Here is a 16,413-nt window from a genome sequence, read left to right on the forward strand (position 1 = left end):
CGGTGGCTCCACGCCCCGTGTCGATCCTCGCTGTGCTGGTCCCCCTGTTGGTGTGCGCGCCCGCTTGCACCAAGACGACGGGGCCAGACACCAACGCGCCGCTCCTGGTCGCGCCCCACACGATCAGCGATCTGGACGACTACGCCGCGGCGCGCAACGCCTACGCGCTGCTCAGCCTCGACGACGGCGCCCGCCCAGCGGCCAGGGCAAAGCTCCGCGACTACTTGATCGGGTACCTCGATCGCGCGCTCGAGAGCGATCAGCTGCCCCAGGCAGTCGACGCGCTCGAGCAGCTCAGCGGGCTGTGGGTCGCCGCCGAGCTGCGCGGGCTCGATCCCGATCCCCAGCTGGCCGCCGCCGCCGAGCGTGTCTACGCCAAGGTCGCCCGCGCGGGTGACGAGCGCCCTGCCCTGCTCGCGCTCGGGCTCACGCAGGCGTTCTCCGACCCGGGAGGCCAAGCCAGCGCCCAGCACAATTTCACGGCGCTGCACGACTGGATCGGCCGGACCAGCGAGTTCGGCAGCGATCCGAGCTTTGACGATCACCTCGACCGCCTGCTCGAGGACGTGACGGCGTTCTTCCCCTCGCCGTTCCTCGTCGATCAGCTCGCGCGGGTGTACCTCGAGCGCTATCGCAACGCCCAGCGTCAGGGCAGCTTCTCGAGCGTCAGCGATCCCCGCGTGCCCTTCACCGGCTACCTGTTGGCGCGCCTGTACCTGCGCGCCGACGATCTCGACGGTGCCGTGGCTGCGCTCGACCGAATCGAGGCCGACGGCCCGACCGAGGCGCTGCGCGAGCTGATCCGCGACGCCGCCAACACCGACAGCCGCTCGCCCGCGGATCTCGATCAGCTGACCCGCGAGTTCATCCCCGAGCCTGACAACCGACTCCCAGACGAGATCGTCAACCAGGCCTGGGGGATCGTCGACAACCTCGCGGGTCGCAGCCTCGCGCGGTTTCCCGATCACCCGCCCGCTCACCTCGCGCGGGGCCGGGCGCTGCGCGCTCGCAACTACGTCGAAGCCGCGATCATCCACTACGAGCGCGCGCTGGCCGGCAAGACCCGCGCCACCGATCGCGAAGATCTTCACCAGGCCTGGTCCGAGCTGGCCCAGCTGTACCAGTTCGCGCTCGAGGTTCGCGCGGAGTCCGGGTCCACGGACACCGTGAACATGCTCGAGCGCATCGAGGGCTTTCACGATCGTGCCGCCCACACCTGGCCCCAGCGGCCGATCGAGCCCGGCATCTCGCTGGCCTGGATGAGCGTGGCCATGGCCGAGTTCAACGCTGGCCACATCGAGCGCGCCTCGGAGCTGCTGCAGCAGACGATCGCCCTGACGCCGGAGCCGGCCGCGCTGTCGCTGCTGGGCACGATCGCCACTCGCCGCGGCCAGCTCGACGACGCGCGCACTCACCTGCGCCGGCTCGACGCGCTCGCGGGGGGTCTGAGCGATCAGCTCGATCGCTACGACTGGCAGATCACCGCGCGCATGAGCCTCGCGGAGGTCGAGGCGCTCGCGGGCGATCGTGAAGCCAGCGTGTCCGAGCTGCGCGAGGCGCTGAGCCTGCTCAACACGCTGCTGAGCTACGCTGGGCTGGCCGATCAGCTGCGCGCCGAATTCTCGCTGCGTCGCTCACGGGTGTTCTTCTACCTCGGGGAGATCGAGCTCGCGATGAGCGACGTCCGCGACGCCCAGCGGCTCGCGCCCAATCGCGCCGACGCCTACACCGAGCCGCTCATCTTCACGGTCCTCCACGCCCACCTCGACGAGGCCGCCGAGATCTTCGCCGCCGCGCTGGCCCGCGACGCGGGTGGTGCCGAGCTCGGGGTCTACTACTCACTGTGGATCCTCGACCTCGCCGAGCGGCTCGGCCAGCCCGCGCCCGCGCTCGCCAGCGACTACCTCGGTCGCTACGCAGCCGACGAGACGGGTGAGCCGTGGCAGCGCAAGCTCGCCCGGCATGGCCTCGGCCAGCTGAGCTACGTCGATCTCAGCCAGGCCGCGAGCGACACCCGCGAGCGGTCCGAGGCCTGCTTTTATGAGGGCCTCGCGCGCTGGCGAGACGGCCGTCGAGCGGCCGGCCTCGAGCTCATGACCAAGGTCCTCGAGCAGCAGATGATGGGCGACTTCGAGTACCAGATGGCGCAGATCTACCTGCGCTGGAAGGAGCTGCCCAAGACCGCCCGCTCCGCGGTCTTCTAGCGGGCCCGGAGCTTGGCGCTTGCGAGCCCACGCGGGCCATGTTAGATGACCGGCCCCCAAGAAGCTGACCACGGCGCGGTGGCCAAGTGGTAAGGCGGAGCTCTGCAAAAGCTCTATTCGCCGGTTCGAATCCGGCCCGTGCCTCACGAGAGAGAACGAAGAAAGGGACCCTGAGCGGGTCCCTTTTTTCTTGGTTTCGGTTCGGTTTGGGTTTGGCCGGGCCAAACCGGCAGCGGTTAGATTCCGCCGAGCGGGGCGTCGCCGCCACCGATGCTCAGCTTGTCCTTGCGCTCCTTGGTGACCGGCTTCTTCGCGGCCGAGCCGCCACCGCCACCGCCGCCACCGCCACCGCCGCCGCCGATCAGGCCGATCGAGAGCACGGCTGCGGTGGCGTACAGCCAGTACGGGGTCTTCTTGCGCTCGGCCATCTTGACCTGCGCGTCGAGCCGCATCTGCTCTTCGCGGAGGCGGGCCTCTTGCTCGGCGCGGCTGCGGGCCTCGGCCTCGGCGACGCGGATCCGCTCTTCGCGCTCTTTGCGGTCGTGCTCTTCCTGGGCGAGCCGGGCTTGCTCGGCCTTCTCCTGACGGATCCGCTCTTCCTCTTCGCGAGCCTTGCGCTCGGCCTCTTCTTTGGCGCGACGCTCAGCGTCTTCGGTGGCGCGGACTTCGTCCTCGACCTGCTGGACTCGCTGGGCTTCGAGGTTCTTGAGCTCTTCGAGCGCGATCAGGGCTGAGTTTTCTCGTGACATACTGGGACCTCCGCTTGGACGGGCGACGAATCGATGGACAGACTTGGCGATTGGGCTGGGCTGCTGGCGACAGCTCGCTGACCCTTCGGTATTGGGGAGCACAGCCCGACGGCCGAACGCTCCACCTGGACTCCTGATCTACATCTGAACGCTCGCCGTGTGCCACTCAAAAATGCCGGAATTTTGATCACTTCGCCAGGACTACCTAGCGTGCTGACATGACCGGTTCCGGCTCACGTCAGGCCAACATAGCTACTCCTCGCGCAGCGCGACATGGCCGACACGGGCGACGACACCACAAAACTCGGGCGTTGCTCGGTACGCTGGTCGTCTCGGTCCTCGCGATCCCCACCCTCGAGACCGGGGCCCGCGCCGAGCCGCCGCGCGGCTCGTCGAGCACGATCACAGCGGCGGTGGTTCCGCTCGCGTTGATCGAGAACCGCCGCGTGCTCAGCTACCCCCTCGATCAGGTCTGGCCGACCGCGATCCGCTACCTTCGGATCGATCGCGGCTTCGAGATCACCGACCGCGATCAAGACGCTGGCTACATCCTGTTTCAGTTCCCGCTCGAGGGCCAGCGGATCGGATCGGGCAGCCTCGAGATGTTCGCCACCGACGACGCCGCGGGCCGAGCCAGCGTCAGCATGAGCGTGAACACGGGCGCGGGCCCGGTCCACCTGCCCAACTCGATCCTCGACGGGATCTCGGCCAAGGTCCGAGCCGAGCGCGGCCAGCCGCTGCCGCCGCCGCCCAGGCAGGAAGAGCCTCCGCCAGACCAGGACGATCCGGAAGACGATCACTCGGTCCCGCTGCTGCCACCTGCCCAGCAGCCGTAGTAGTACAACCACGGCGTGCAGCCGATCGACCTTCGCAGCGACACGGTCTCCAAGCCGACCCAGGCCATGCGCGAGGCGATGGCCCGCGCCGAGGTCGGTGACGACTGCTACGCCGACGACCCCACGATCAACGAGCTCGAGCGACGGGTCGCCCAGCTGCTCGGCAAGCCGGCGGCGCTGTTCGTGCCGTCGGGGACCATGGCCAATCAGCTCGCGGTCGCGACCCACACCCGCCCCGGTGACGCGATCGCGTGCGCGCCCGAGGCCCACGTGTTGGTCCACGAGGACGCTGCCCCGGCCCGGCTGTCGGGGGTCCAGACCATGCCGATCGGCGATCGCCGGGGGTTCTCGGCCGCTCAGCTGCTGCAGCGGCTGCGAGAAGAGTCCACTGGCTGGCCGCGCGTGGGCCTGGTGTGGCTGGAGAACACGCTCGGCCTCGCCGGTGGCGTGGTCTGGAAGCTCGACGAGCTGCAAGCGATCTCCGAGCTCGCCCGCGCGCACGGCCGGCCCGTCCACCTCGACGGCGCGCGGCTGTGGAACGCCCACGTCGCAACCGGACGCCCCATGCCAGCGCTCGCCAGCGTGGCCGACAGCGTCAGCGTGTGCATCAGCAAGGGCCTCGGCTGTCCGGTCGGATCACTCCTGTGTGGCGAGCAGGAGTTCGTGAGCCGGGCCCGGGCGAGCCGCCACGCGTTCGGTGGGGCGATGCGGCAAGCGGGGGTGTTGGCGGCTGCGGGGCTGCACGCGCTCGAGCATCACATCGAGCGACTGCGAGACGATCACCGCCGCGCCCGCGAGCTGTCTGATGCGCTCGCCGATCTTCGCTGCTGGCGAGCGATCGAACCCGAGACCAACATCGCCCTGTTCGAGCTGCCCGCGGGCACGGACGCCGAGACCCTGTGCGCGCCGCTGCGCGAGGCCGGAGTCCTGTGTTACCCGAACAAGTACGACGAGATCCGGCTCGTCGTGCACCTCGGTATCGATGACGACGCGCTGGCCAGCGCGATCGCTCGGATCCGCGGCGTGCTGGCCTGAGCCCTGGCGGAAACCAGCCGAGAACCAAAACGAAAGGGGCCGCGCGAGCGACCCCTTTCGTCGGCTGACCGTAGCCTCTACAGCCTGAAGGTGAACGTGACGCCCTGCTGCTCCGCCTGGAACTTGGGGAACTTCGCGTTCTTCAGCGCCTGGGCCACACACTTGCCGACCGGGGTCGAGGCGTGCTCGCCCTGCGGGGTGGCGGACACCACGTTGCCGGTCGAGCCCTGAATCGAGAACTTGACCTCGACGGCCGTGCCCGAGCCGCAGCTCTTGGCGGCGGTCTTGACACCCTTGATGACCGGGGTGATCTCGCCGCTGGTCAGCTTCGGGGGCAGGCTGCTGTCCACGGGGGCCTTGCCACCGCCGCCGCTGCCACTGCCGCCACCCTTGCACTTGGGCAGGTTGGGATCGAGCAGACAGTCGACGTCGGGATCTTTCTTCGGCGTGCCGCCTGAGGAACCGCCGGACGATCCGCCGGAGGAACCGCCGGAGCCGCCCGAGTCACCGCCCGAGCTGCCGCCCGAGCCACCACCGGAGGTGCTCTTCTTCTTCTTGGTGCTGGACCCGGACTTGCCGACCACACCGCCGGCGGAATCACCCTCGGTGTCCTCGCCCTCGGTCTCACCAGCCTCGGCTTCGCCCTCGGCCTCTTCTTGCTCGTCGTCCTTCTCGTCGTCCTTCTCGTCGGCCTTGGCCGAGTCCTTGGTGTCCTTCTCTTCGACGGAACCGGGGACGGTGACGACTTCCTTGATGACCTGCGGCTCGGGGTCGTCCTTGAGGAAGAACATGACCCCAAGCCCGATCAGCCCGGCGGCGAGCAGGAAGATCAAAATGTACATCGGCGCATTGCTGCGCTGCGGCTCCGCGGCGACTGGCGCCACGACTGGCGCCTCGCTGACGAGCGGCTCGACCGAGAGCCCGCCGAGTCCACCGCCACCAAAGCTGGGCAGCATCTCCTCTTCGGAGCCGCCGCCGCCACCGCCACCGCCACCGCCGCCGCCCATGTCCATCATCGCGCCCATCGCCCGGATGTCGATGAGGCCCGATCCTTCGGACGAGGGTGCGGTTGTGGAGGGAGCCTGCCGAACCGGACCGGCCGACGCAGGCTTCGACGTCGACGCCATCGCCTTGAGGCTGTCGAGCGAGAACAGCACGGAGTTCTCGTTGCGCTGGCCGGTCAGCGAGTCGACGCGAGGCGACTCGGCTGCTGGCTCGTGGGCGGGCTGCTGCGGCGCTGGCTCGGAGAACCCGCCGCCGCCAAACTCACCGCTGGCGGCCGCGAACGCGTCGTCCGAACCCGCGCTGGCGAAGGGATCGTCGGCCGCAGCCGCAGCGACGCCGGCACCCATCCCCATGCCCATGCCGACCGCCGCGCCGCGGGGCGCCCGATCGGGCAGATCCGCGAACGCCTCGATCTGGCCGAGCTCGAGCCAATCCTCGAAGCCCTCCTGCCACACCGAGGTCGACTTGTCGATCTGACCGGCGTCGTAGCGCCGCCGAACTTCGTCTTCCGGGAGCGGACCAACGGTGTCGCCGTCGATCGCCAAGTGCCAACCAGCTGGCTCTTCGGACGCGGGCTCACTCGCCCCAGCGTCGGCCTCGGCGCTCGCGGCCTTGTCCCGAACGATGATGACGTTGCTGCACTTCTTGCAGCGAATCTTGAAGGTCTTACCGCGGACCTTTTCGTCCGCGATCGAGTACTTCGCGGCGCACTTATCACATTCAATTCTCACGACACGCCTGCCATTCGTCGCTTGCTGAGCTTGTCAGCTGGCTGCGCCTGGGAACAGCTCGGCCCGGTATTTGGCCGGGCACTGTGCCCACTCTTGATGTTGAAACGAGGCGTCATGGGAGACGGGGAGTCGGTGTGCCGGGGCGCCCTGGGAGAAGCAGCTGAAGAAGCAACTGGAGGGCTCGTTCAGCCCCGGCCCCGACCGGGTGGGGCCGCAGTATATGGAACCAAGTCTTCGCCGACAACCGTCCATATCCCAATGATTTCACACAGCCGCGGAGAATACGCGAAGCTGGGTCCGAAACCTGGCGGACACGTGCGCGGGACCCCCTGGAGAGGATGCGATCGCGGCCACCTCGCCGGCCCCCTCATCGCTTCAGCGGCGGCCACCAACCGGCTCGTGGGGCTCGCAAACGAGGAGATCGGATCGCGCTTGACCGCCACGCGGGCTCAGAACGCCGCGGTCAGTCGTATGGTTTGCTCGCGACCCGGGCCGACCGAGACGAGGGTGACCGGGACCTCGACGTAGTCACTTACCAGGTCGAGGTACGCACGAACGCCGGCTGGGAGCTGCTCGAGCGAGCGCGCGTTGCTCACCTGCTCGCCCCAGTTGGGGCCGCCCCACCCCGCGACCGGCTCGTAGACCGGCACGGCGTCGTCAAACCCATCGCGGCCGGGATCGAGATCGTCCTGATAGCGCGTGCAGATCTCGATCGCTGGCAGCTGCGCGAGCACGTCGAGCTTGGTGACGACGAGGCCGGTCAAGCCGTTGCGGCGGGCGGCCAAGCGCAGCGCCGGTAGGTCCAACCATCCACAGTCGCGCGGGCGACCTGTGGTCGCGCCGTACTCTCCCCCGGCGGCGCGGATTTGATCACCTCGCTCACCGTCGAGCTTGGTCGGAAACGGACCCGCGCCGACGCGGGTCGTGTACGCCTTGGTGATGCCCCAGACGCCGTCGATCAGCGTGGGCCCGATCCCGAGCCCGGTGCACACGCCTCCGGCGATCGTCGAGCTCGACGTCACATAAGGATAGGTGCCGTGATCGACGTCGAGCAGCGCCCCCTGTGCGCCCTCGAACAACACCGACTTGCCCGCGCCGATGAACTCGAGCACCTCGGCGCCGGCGTCACAGGTCATCGGTCCGATCCACTCGACCCACCTGGCCGCGGCCTCGCACAGGGCGTCGACGCTGACGCTGCGCTCGCTGCCAAACCGGGCGAACTCGGGCTCGAGCGCGCGCTTGTTGTGCTCGAGCCGCTCACGCAGCCGGTCGGGGCGAAGCAGGTCGCGGATCCGAATCCCACGGCGGGCGGCCTTGGCCTCGTAGGCCGGCCCGATCCCACGCCGCGTGGTGCCGATCGTCTGGGCCGTGGACGCGTCCTCGCGCAGGGCGTCGAGCTCGCGATGAAACTCGAAGATCACGTGGGCGTCGAGCGAGACCCGCAGCTCGTCCCCGGCGAGCAGGCCGTGGGTGCGCAGCTGGGCGATCTCTTCGGCGAAGACCTCGGGATCGATGACCATCCCGGCGCCGAGCAAGCAGCGAGTTCCCGGGTAGGTGCAGCCCGAGGGCACCAGGTGCGTGACGATCTTGACGCCGTCGACGACCAGGGTGTGGCCCGCGTTGTTGCCCCCAGCAAACCGAGCGACCAGGTCGGCCTCGGCCGCGAGCACGTCGACGACCTTGCCCTTGCCCTCGTCCCCCCACTGCGCCCCAACAACCGCCAGCGTACTCATGTTTGCTCCCGACCTTGCTTGCTCATGACTTTCTCCGACTCTGGTCGCCAACCCTCAGGGTCCAGGCGACAGCGCTGACGAACGATCTTGGCCTCGCTGCCGCGCCCGACCACACACAGCCACGTCAGCCGATCCGCGACTCGACGCTCGGCCTGTCGCTGAGCCTGCGCGAGGTCGGGCTCGCTGTCGATCCAGGCCCGGCGCCCGCCCTCCCGGGCCTCATGGGCCTCGGCGACCGCGGCGGCTCGCAGCGCCGCGGCGAGCCGCTCGTCGAGCTTCTCACCCGACTGCACCGCCACCAGCCGCGCGGCCGAGAACTCGGCGCCGTCGACGTGGAGACCCGCGGCCGCGAGCGCGTCCTCGAGCGCGTCGAGATCGAAGGCGAGACCCACGGCCGGCAGCGCGGCGCCGTAGCGACTGACGAGATCGTCGTAGCGACCGCCGCGAACGATCGGCGCGCCGACCCCCGGCGCCCACACCCGCAGGCGCAGCCCCGTGTAGTAGTCGAAGCCCCGCACCTCGCCGAGATCGACGAGCAGCCGGGACGCGCAGCTGGGGTGCTCACGCTCGACCGCGGCGACGACCTCGCGCAGGCGATCGATCGCCTCGCCCGCGCCGATCGAACGGAGCCGCTCGCGGGCCGACGCCAGCAACGCCGGCGGTCCGTGCGAGTCGGCCAGCGACGCGAACGCCTCGGTCGACGCACGGTCGACCCCAGCCTGCTCGAGCGCGCGCCGGAGCCCGTCGAGATCCTTGCGCGCGAGTCGGTCCCGCAGCTCGCTCTCGACCGCGCGCGACAGCCCGAGGAACGCGAGCGCGTCGCCGACCACGGCCGCGTGCGAGAGATCGAAGCGGTGCGCCGAGCTGCCGAGCGCGACCAGCGACGCGTCGGCCAGGCCGATGAGCTCGGCGTCGGCGGTCTCGCTCGCGTCGCCGAGGTACTCGACGCCGACTTGATGCAGCTCGGCGCGATCGTCCCGGCCGCTGGGCAGGCGGACCAGGGTCGCCGCGTAGCACAGGCGCATCCCGTCGCTCGCCGCGACGGCGCCACCGACCCGCTGCGCGACGACCCGGGCGATCTGCGGGGTCACGTCGGACCGCAGCGCCACGATCTCACCGGTCCCGGCCTCGATGAAGCGAACGCAGCGGTCGCGATCGTTCGAGCCGAGCCCACGGCCGAGCACGTCGAAGTACTCGATCAGCGGCGGCACGACCTCGCGGTAGCCCCAGCGCTCGAAGCTGGCCAGCAAGCTGCCAGTCAGCGCGCGGCGGCGCCGAGCGGCATCTGGCAGCAGATCCCGGGCGCCGATCGGCAGCGGGCTGAACACGCTCGCGTCGACCGTGCTGGGATCGACGGGCGGGCGCGGCTTGGCCTCGTCGCGGGACATCCGTGCTCGCTCAGCTCGCGTCGCCGATCGGGCGAAACACCAGCCCGGTCGGGATCTTGGGGAAGAAGAAGGTGCTCTTTTGCGGCATGACCTCGCCGCTGTCGCAGACCGCGACCACGTCCTGTACGGGCGTCGCGTTCATGAAGCACACGAGCTGGGTGTCATCGTCGCTCGGGCCCTGGCCGCGGGCGCGGGCCAGGGCCGCCTCCGTGGACTTCTCGTAGCCGAGGTTGGTCTTGTCAGCCTGGGCTTGCTTGGTGATGCCGAGCCCGCGCTCGAGCAGCAGCTCGTGGAGCAGCGCGACATCCAGGCGCTGCAGCGCCGCCGGGAGCTGGCCCAGACCCGCGCCCGTGGGGTCGAAGTCGGCCCGCAAGGTCAGGACCGCGAGCGTGTCGGCGCCGGGGATCGCCAGACCAAACGCAGCCCGCTGCGCGCCCGCGTCGGTCAGCAGCTGGCGGAGCGCGCTCGCGTCGTCGGGCATCGAGACCGAGCGCACCTCGAACCACGCGTCGAGATCGCCGAGCAGCGCGGGCAGGTCGACGCCGCTGGCGAGATCGTGGACCAGCCGGTGAGTCGGCAGCACGACGAGGCCGTCGTCATCGAGGTTGGACAGGTAGACCATGCCCCAGCGCGCCGCGTCCCCGCGCCCGGCCGCCTCGAGCTCGTCGCGGAAGCTGCACATGGTCTCGTAGCGGTGGTGGCCGTCGGCGATATAGATGTTCTTGTCGGCCAGGACCTGCTCGAGCGCCGCGCAGGCGCCCGGGTCACTCACGCGAAACAGGCTGTGGTGCACGCCATCCCAGTCGACGTCGAGATCCGGCGAGCCGAGCCCGGGCTCGACGGCGGCCTCCCAGCGGCGCTCCGGATCGGCGAACAGGCCAAACACCAGCTCGAGGTGGGCATCGCAGGCGCGCATCAGCTCGAGGCGATCTTGCTTGGGACCGGCCAAGGTCCGCTCGTGGGGCAGCACCGGGCCCTGGCCAAACCGCGTCAGCTCGATCAAGCCAATGAAGCCCTTGCGCACGTAGGTGGTGCCCTCGGACTCGAAGCGCTGGTGGTAGACGTAGAAGCCGGGCTCGGGATCGTTGATCAGCGCCTCGGCCTGCAACCGCTCGAACGCGCTCGCGCCCGCCCGATACTTGGCGAGCGGATCGTCGCTGCCTGCGGGCGCCTCGGGGAGGATCACATGCACGCAGTTGTGCGGCGATGCGGCGGCGAGCGCGGCTCGACGGGCGTCGTCGATCACATCGTAGGGCGGCGCGAGCAAGTCGCCGGCCGGCCCGGCTTTGCTCGTGTCGTAGCGGAGGCCCGAGAACGCGCGAATCTTGGCCATGGGAACCGGGCTATACCTGCCGTTTTGCCCAGCGTCCATGCTGATCCGGCAGACCAGTGAAGGCCCCACGTGCGCGTCACCGCGACCCGGACTGGGCAGCAACGGCCTGGGCACCGATGTCTCGGCGAAGCTGACCACCTTCGAGGCTGACGCTGTCGGCCAGCGCGTAGGCCCGGGCGAGCGCGGTGCGCAGGTCCTCGCCGCTGGCACACAGCCCCAGCACCCGCCCGCCGTTGGTCCGCCAGATCGCGCCGTCGCGCCGGGTGCCCGCGTGAAAGATCGCCAGGTCCGGGTCGTCGGCGGCGACCCGCATGGCCTCGTCCAACCCGCGGATCTCGACGCCCTTGGTCGAGGTCTCGGGGTAGCCGGCCGACGCCAGGACCACGCTGACCGCGGGCCGACCCGGGAGCAGCTCGTCGACCAGGGCCCCGCCGCCGGTCGGCCCACGGGCGGCGGCGAACAGGCGCGGCACCAGCGGAACCTGCAGACCGAGCATCAGCGGCTGGACCTCGGGGTCGCCGAACCGCACGTTGTACTCGATCACGTGGGGCTGCCGGTCGTCATCGATCATCAGGCCGACGAACAGCACGCCCACGAACGGCCGCCCCTCGCTGCGCAGCCCGGCCAGGGTCGGCCCGACCACGCGATCCATCACGCGACCGCGAACCACGTCGTCGACGATCGGCGCAGGCGCGTAGGCCCCCATCCCGCCGGTGTTGGGCCCGGTGTCGCCCTCTCCGATCCGCTTGTGATCCTGGCAGGCCTCGAAGCACGCCGCGGCGGTGCCATCGGTGAGCACGAAGAAGCTGGCCTCGCGCCCGCGCAGGCGCTGCTCGAGCACGACCTGAGCCCCGGCGGCGCCAAACCGACCGCCCTCGAGGCACGCGCGCACGGCCAGCTCGGCCTCGGCGTGGGTCTCGGCCACGGTCACGCCCTTGCCCGCCGCGAGCCCGCTGGCCTTGACGACCGGGGCCTCCGCGAAGCTGCGCAGGGCCGCGAGCGCCTCGGGCATCGACGCGACCGTCACGTGCCGCGCGGTCGGGATCGCGTGCGCGTGCATGAATGACTTGGCGACCGCCTTGCTGCCCTCGAGCTCGGCCGCGCCCGCGTCGGGACCGATCGTCGGGATCCCAGCCTGGCGCAGGGCGTTGGCCATGCCCGCGACCAACGGCGCCTCGGGGCCCACGATCGCCAGCTCGACGGCCTCGCGCCGGGCGAGCGCGACCAGGTCGGTGAAGCTCGGGCACTCGAAGCAGTCGGCCAGCAGCGCGATCGCGTCGCTGCCTGGACTCGCCACCACCCGGTGGCCTTCGCTCGCGCACCGCCACGCCAGCGCGTGCTCGCGGGCGCCACTCCCAACAATCAAGATCGTGCTCATGTTCAGTTCAACGCCGCGAGTTCAGTGCCGCCAGATCCGGGCCGGACTCGTCCGAGATTCAGTGCCTGAAGTGCCGCTCGCCCGTGGCGACCATCGCCACGTCATGCTCATCGCACGCGGCCACCACCTCGGCGTCGCGCATCGAGCCAGCCGGCTGGATGATCGCGCGCACGCCCGCCTGCGCGGCCGCGTCGACGCTGTCACGGAACGGGAAGAACGCGTCGGAGGCCAGCACCGCGCCCTTGGCCGCCTCCCCTGCCCGGCTCAGCGCCTGACGCACGGCTTCGACCCGCGAGGTCTGGCCGCCGCCGATCCCCACCGTGACGTTGTCGCGGACCAGCACGATCGCGTTGGAGCGCACGTGCTTGGCGACCCGCTGGCCGAGGTCCAGGCTGCTCAGCTCGGCGGCCGTGGGGGCCCGCTTGGTGGGGACCTGGCCGTCTCGCGCGGCCACGCCGATCAGATCCTCGCGCTGAACCAGGACCCCGCCCGCGACCGAGCGCAGCCGCAGCGGCGGCGGACCGGCGACCGGGGCGAACATCTGCGGCAGCTCCAGCACCCGCATGCGCTTCTTCTTGGCCAGCAGCGCGCGGGCCTCGGGGGTGTAGCCGGGCGCGATCACGACCTCGAGGAAGCCCTCGATCAAGCGCGCGGCCAGATCGGCGTCGACGGTCTGGTTGACCGAGACGATGCCTCCGAACGCGCTCTCGGCGTCGGCCTCGCGGGCGCGCACGAACACGTCGGCGAGCGGCTCGCCGTCGGTCCCGATCGCCGCCCCGCACGGCGAGAGGTGCTTGAACACCGCCGCCGCCCGGCCGCCCTCGGGCAGCCCCGCGTGGAGATCGCGGATCAGCCCGAGCGCCGCGTCGGCGTCGAGCAGGTTGTTGTAGCTCAGCGCCTTACCTTGGTGGATCAGCGCTCGGTCCAGGCCAGTCTGCTCGGCGGCCGCGTAGTCGGTCCGGAAAAATCGCGCCGACTGATGCGGGTTCTCGCCGTAGCGCAGCTCGGCGAGCGGCTCACCGCTGACGAACAGCCCCGGCGTGATCGCGGCGGGATCGATCGCCTGGCCCTCGTCATCGTGGCGCGCGAGATAGTCGGCGATCGCGGCGTCGTAGCTGGCCGTGTGCGCGAACGCCTTGCGGGCCAGCGAGCGGCGCAGGCCCTCCGGCACCGCGCCGCCGTGCTGGCCGAGCGCCTCGCCGAGCGCCGCGTAGTCGCTCGGATCCACCACCACCGCCACGCGCCCCCAGTTCTTGGCCGCGGCGCGGACCATGGTCGGGCCGCCGATGTCGATGTTCTCGATCGCGTCGGCGAAGCTGGCTCCGGGCGCTCGGATCGTCTGCATGAACGGATAGAGGTTGACGACGACCAGGTCGATCGCCGCGATCCCGTGCAGCTCGAGCTCGGCCTGGTGGGCCGCGGTCGGCAGCGCCAAGATGCCCCCGTGGATCTTGGGGTGCAGGGTCTTGACGCGACCGTCTAGGATCTCGGGCGCGCCCGTGAACTCCGAAACCTTGACGACCGCGACCCCGAGCTCGAGCAGAGCCTTGTGCGTGCCACCGGTCGAGAGCACCTCGACCTTGTGGGCGATCAAGATATCCGCGAGCGTCGCGAGGTTGGACTTGTCGCTGACGCTGACGAGCGCGCGACGCAGTGGTGCGGCTGAGGTCGACACGCCCGCCCGGTACCACACCCCCTGCCCCGCTCGCCAGCGCAAACCCGGCTCCAACCCCCACACACGCCGAAGACCCGCGCAAAACGCAGGTCTTGTCCACGCGGGGCGTCGAGCGACGCCGACTCACGACGTGATCAGGTAGCTCATCAGCTCGTCGCCGCCGGCTTCCTTGAGCTTCATCAGCCCGCGGACCTCGACCTGGCGGATGCGCTCGCGGGTCAGGTTGAGGATCTCGCCGACCTCTTCCAGGGTGATGCCGCCCTGCTGGGCAACGTCGAGCGCGCACGAGTTCTGCAGCTCCCAGACCTCGAGATCCGGGAAGTTGATCTTGATGCTGCCCGTGCGCGGGTTGACGTCGATGTACAGGTGATACTTGCAGCTGACGTAGGGGCACGGGCGCGAGACGTTCGCACACTCGCCGCGCGTCACCGGTCGCCAGTACGACTTCTCGGGGTACAGCAGCGCGCCGATCCGCAGCTCCTCCTTGGTCAGGCGCTTCATGGCGATGGTCTTGGCCCGCGAGCGACGCTTGATCGGGGGGATCGGGGCGCCGCTGATCGGCATGATCTCGGGGGCGGAAGGCTGGGTGGTGGAGCGGGTCTCGAGCAGCATGGTCTGAGTTCTCTACGGTGGCGTGGGCGGTGGCGTGGACAGTTGCGTGGCGGCGCTCGGGCGCAGGGGTTCCGAGCCTGGCTCGTCGTCGGCGAGCGAGGCATCCAATGCGAGCAGTGAGCGACAGATACGATGGGAGTGGGTCGGTGGGCGTCTGAGCGGAGCTAGGCCGGGTAAGTCAGTGCAGGGCAAGTCGAGTTGTCAACGTCAGAGGAGTTCGGTGGGGTCGGCGACACCGCCACCGCGAGGGCGGCGGACACCAGCGGCGGGGGTCAACAGCTTCTCGAGCCGCTGAACGGCGCCGAGCAGCTCACCCGCGGCGCGCTTGATCGCCTCGAGCTCGGTGTACAGACGCTCGCGACGGGGCCCGGCGGGTTGCTCGACCAGGCGCCCCTCGAACGCGTCGACCAGCTTGTTGCTGGCTTCCTCGAGGTTCTCGATGTCATCTTGGAACGCGAGGAACTTCGACTGAATTTCTTCGAGCGTGTAGCGCTCGCCCATCAACTTCTTGATCAAGTTGATGCGGCGGACCGCTCGGACCGGATACACCCCGCGCGACCCCTGGTGCTTCCCCTTGGATCCGATCCGGTGCGAGCGCGGCACCAGGCCGAGTTGCACGTAGCGACGCAAGTTCGCCTCGCTGAAGCGGACGCGGCGCTCGCTGAACACGCGAACGAGGTCCTGCGAGCTCAGCCCGTCCGCGTTCGCGGCTTCGATCTCGCGCACCTGCGCTTCGGATAGAGCGACTGTCATGGCCGTGATCCCGGACTGGAGAGAGTGGAGCGATGCGCGAGGAAGGAAGTGCGCGAGGAGAGTAGGATATCGAGTAGTTGTCGGGACTTGGCTGTACGGGTGAGTCTATTTTATGATCTGACTCTCTCGTCGCGCCCGAGTGTAATCTACTCAGTGGAGTGAAGAAAGCATTTTCGCTCGGACCTCTCAAGTTTTTGGAGAAGTTTCGCGCGCGTCAATCTCGGCTGTTGCGCATTTCGTTCGCAAGCCGGCGAATTCGATGACTTACAGCTACTGAACAAACACGGAGGCAATTCGCCCGCGCGGCTGCAGAGGGTCTGCTGGGCGATCGATCCACGCGATCACGGCCCCTGTATTGATCGCTTGAATGGATCTTGTCACTGGATTGAACCAGGCACTGTGCGCAATGAGAATCCATGTTCAGTAGACCAAAGGGACAACTATTTGAGATAGAAATTTTAGTAATATCAAACACGCCTAACATGGCATATAAAGCCATCTCGGGGTCCGCGCTGAAGCATGGCTTCGATCGGCTGTATTTGCGCTGAGCGCCGGTTTACGGGCGCATCGAGGTCGCTGCGAACACGAAATTGGTCGCAGGGACAGTCGACACGCACCGGGCAATTGGCCCTCGGTACAGTGCACATTCGAATCAGAGGCTCAGAGCGTCTCTTGCTTGAGCTTCCAGGTGCTGAGAAGGCGCACCCTGTAGTTCTTGCCAGAGTCGATCCTGATCCGACCCACGGGCTTCCAGTCATCGGCGTTGTCCGCACGCGCCTGGACCTTGTAGCTGCCGGGCTTGAGCTGGATGGTCTTGCTGGGCTCGAGCGTGACGACCTGCCCCGCGACCTTGATGTACGCGAAGTAGAACCCGCCGCTGTCGTGGGTCGTGATCAGCAGAACATCGACGGGTGGCGCGGGTGGTGGCGGCGGCGGCTTCTTGTTGTCCTTGCCAGCTCCCCCACCCCCTCCAGTTCCCCC

13 protein-coding genes and 1 tRNA gene are annotated in these 16,413 nt (G+C 69.2%); 4 read left to right on the plus strand and 10 right to left on the minus strand.

Annotation, left to right across the window (positions count from 1 at the left end):
* Positions 1 to 2: 2 nt before the first annotated feature.
* Positions 3 to 2,204, plus strand: a complete 2,202-nt coding sequence (locus tag ENSA7_RS32375; protein ID WP_146158389.1) for a tetratricopeptide repeat protein — start codon at positions 3 to 5, stop codon at positions 2,202 to 2,204.
* A gap of 72 nt (positions 2,205 to 2,276) precedes the next feature.
* Positions 2,277 to 2,348, plus strand: a tRNA-Cys gene (locus ENSA7_RS32380).
* A 92-nt stretch (positions 2,349 to 2,440) separates the two neighbouring features.
* On the opposite strand, the gene ENSA7_RS32385 is transcribed toward ENSA7_RS32380, so the two are convergent.
* Entirely contained in the window at positions 2,441 to 2,953 is a 513-nt protein-coding gene (locus ENSA7_RS32385) for a hypothetical protein (protein WP_106093278.1), read from the minus strand.
* A gap of 311 nt (positions 2,954 to 3,264) precedes the next feature.
* On the opposite strand from ENSA7_RS32385, the gene ENSA7_RS32390 reads away from it, so the two are divergent.
* Both ENSA7_RS32390 and ENSA7_RS32395 read left to right on the plus strand, forming a co-directional pair.
* Positions 3,265 to 3,789, plus strand: a complete 525-nt coding sequence (locus ENSA7_RS32390; RefSeq protein ID WP_106093279.1) for a hypothetical protein — start codon at positions 3,265 to 3,267, stop codon at positions 3,787 to 3,789.
* 15 nt (positions 3,790 to 3,804) lie between these two features.
* Positions 3,805 to 4,824: a threonine aldolase family protein gene (locus ENSA7_RS32395; RefSeq protein WP_106093280.1), complete on the plus strand. Its 1,020-nt coding sequence runs from the start codon at positions 3,805 to 3,807 to the stop codon at positions 4,822 to 4,824.
* A gap of 77 nt (positions 4,825 to 4,901) precedes the next feature.
* On the opposite strand, the gene ENSA7_RS45525 is transcribed toward ENSA7_RS32395, so the two are convergent.
* The 9 genes from ENSA7_RS45525 to ENSA7_RS44435 form a co-directional block, all read right to left on the minus strand.
* The gene (locus ENSA7_RS45525) at positions 4,902 to 6,560 is read right to left on the minus strand and encodes a GYF domain-containing protein (protein ID WP_106093281.1); all 1,659 of its coding nucleotides are present in this window, start codon (positions 6,558 to 6,560) and stop codon (positions 4,902 to 4,904) included.
* 449 nt (positions 6,561 to 7,009) lie between these two features.
* Entirely contained in the window at positions 7,010 to 8,293 is a 1,284-nt protein-coding gene (locus ENSA7_RS32405; RefSeq protein ID WP_106093282.1) for an adenylosuccinate synthase, read from the minus strand.
* Complete coding sequence (locus ENSA7_RS32410) at positions 8,290 to 9,681, minus strand: ATP phosphoribosyltransferase regulatory subunit (protein WP_106093283.1); 1,392 nt, start codon at positions 9,679 to 9,681, stop codon at positions 8,290 to 8,292. Before ENSA7_RS32410 ends, ENSA7_RS32405 begins: the two co-directional genes overlap by 4 nt.
* A gap of 10 nt (positions 9,682 to 9,691) precedes the next feature.
* The gene (locus ENSA7_RS32415) at positions 9,692 to 11,014 is read right to left on the minus strand and encodes a DUF1015 domain-containing protein (protein WP_181234319.1); all 1,323 of its coding nucleotides are present in this window, start codon (positions 11,012 to 11,014) and stop codon (positions 9,692 to 9,694) included.
* A 76-nt stretch (positions 11,015 to 11,090) separates the two neighbouring features.
* Positions 11,091 to 12,392 carry a phosphoribosylamine--glycine ligase gene (purD, locus tag ENSA7_RS32420; RefSeq protein ID WP_106093285.1) on the minus strand — a complete coding sequence of 434 codons (1,302 nt, stop codon included), beginning with the start codon at positions 12,390 to 12,392 and terminating at the stop codon, positions 11,091 to 11,093.
* A 58-nt stretch (positions 12,393 to 12,450) separates the two neighbouring features.
* On the minus strand, positions 12,451 to 14,067 hold the full coding sequence (gene purH, locus ENSA7_RS32425; protein ID WP_106093289.1) for a bifunctional phosphoribosylaminoimidazolecarboxamide formyltransferase/IMP cyclohydrolase: 1,617 nt from the start codon (positions 14,065 to 14,067) through the stop codon (positions 12,451 to 12,453).
* A 123-nt stretch (positions 14,068 to 14,190) separates the two neighbouring features.
* Complete coding sequence (locus tag ENSA7_RS32430) at positions 14,191 to 14,679, minus strand: sigma factor-like helix-turn-helix DNA-binding protein (protein ID WP_106093286.1); 489 nt, start codon at positions 14,677 to 14,679, stop codon at positions 14,191 to 14,193.
* Between the two features lie 207 nt (positions 14,680 to 14,886).
* The gene (locus ENSA7_RS32435) at positions 14,887 to 15,432 is read right to left on the minus strand and encodes a MerR family transcriptional regulator (RefSeq protein ID WP_146158391.1); all 546 of its coding nucleotides are present in this window, start codon (positions 15,430 to 15,432) and stop codon (positions 14,887 to 14,889) included.
* Positions 15,433 to 16,092: 660 nt separating this feature from the next.
* On the minus strand, positions 16,093 to 16,413 hold a 321-nt coding region (locus ENSA7_RS44435), incomplete at its 5' end, for a hypothetical protein (protein ID WP_181234320.1).

This window comes from Enhygromyxa salina (assembly GCF_002994635.1).
GTDB classification, from domain to species: Bacteria; Myxococcota_A; Polyangia; order Nannocystales; family Nannocystaceae; genus Plesiocystis; species Plesiocystis salina_B.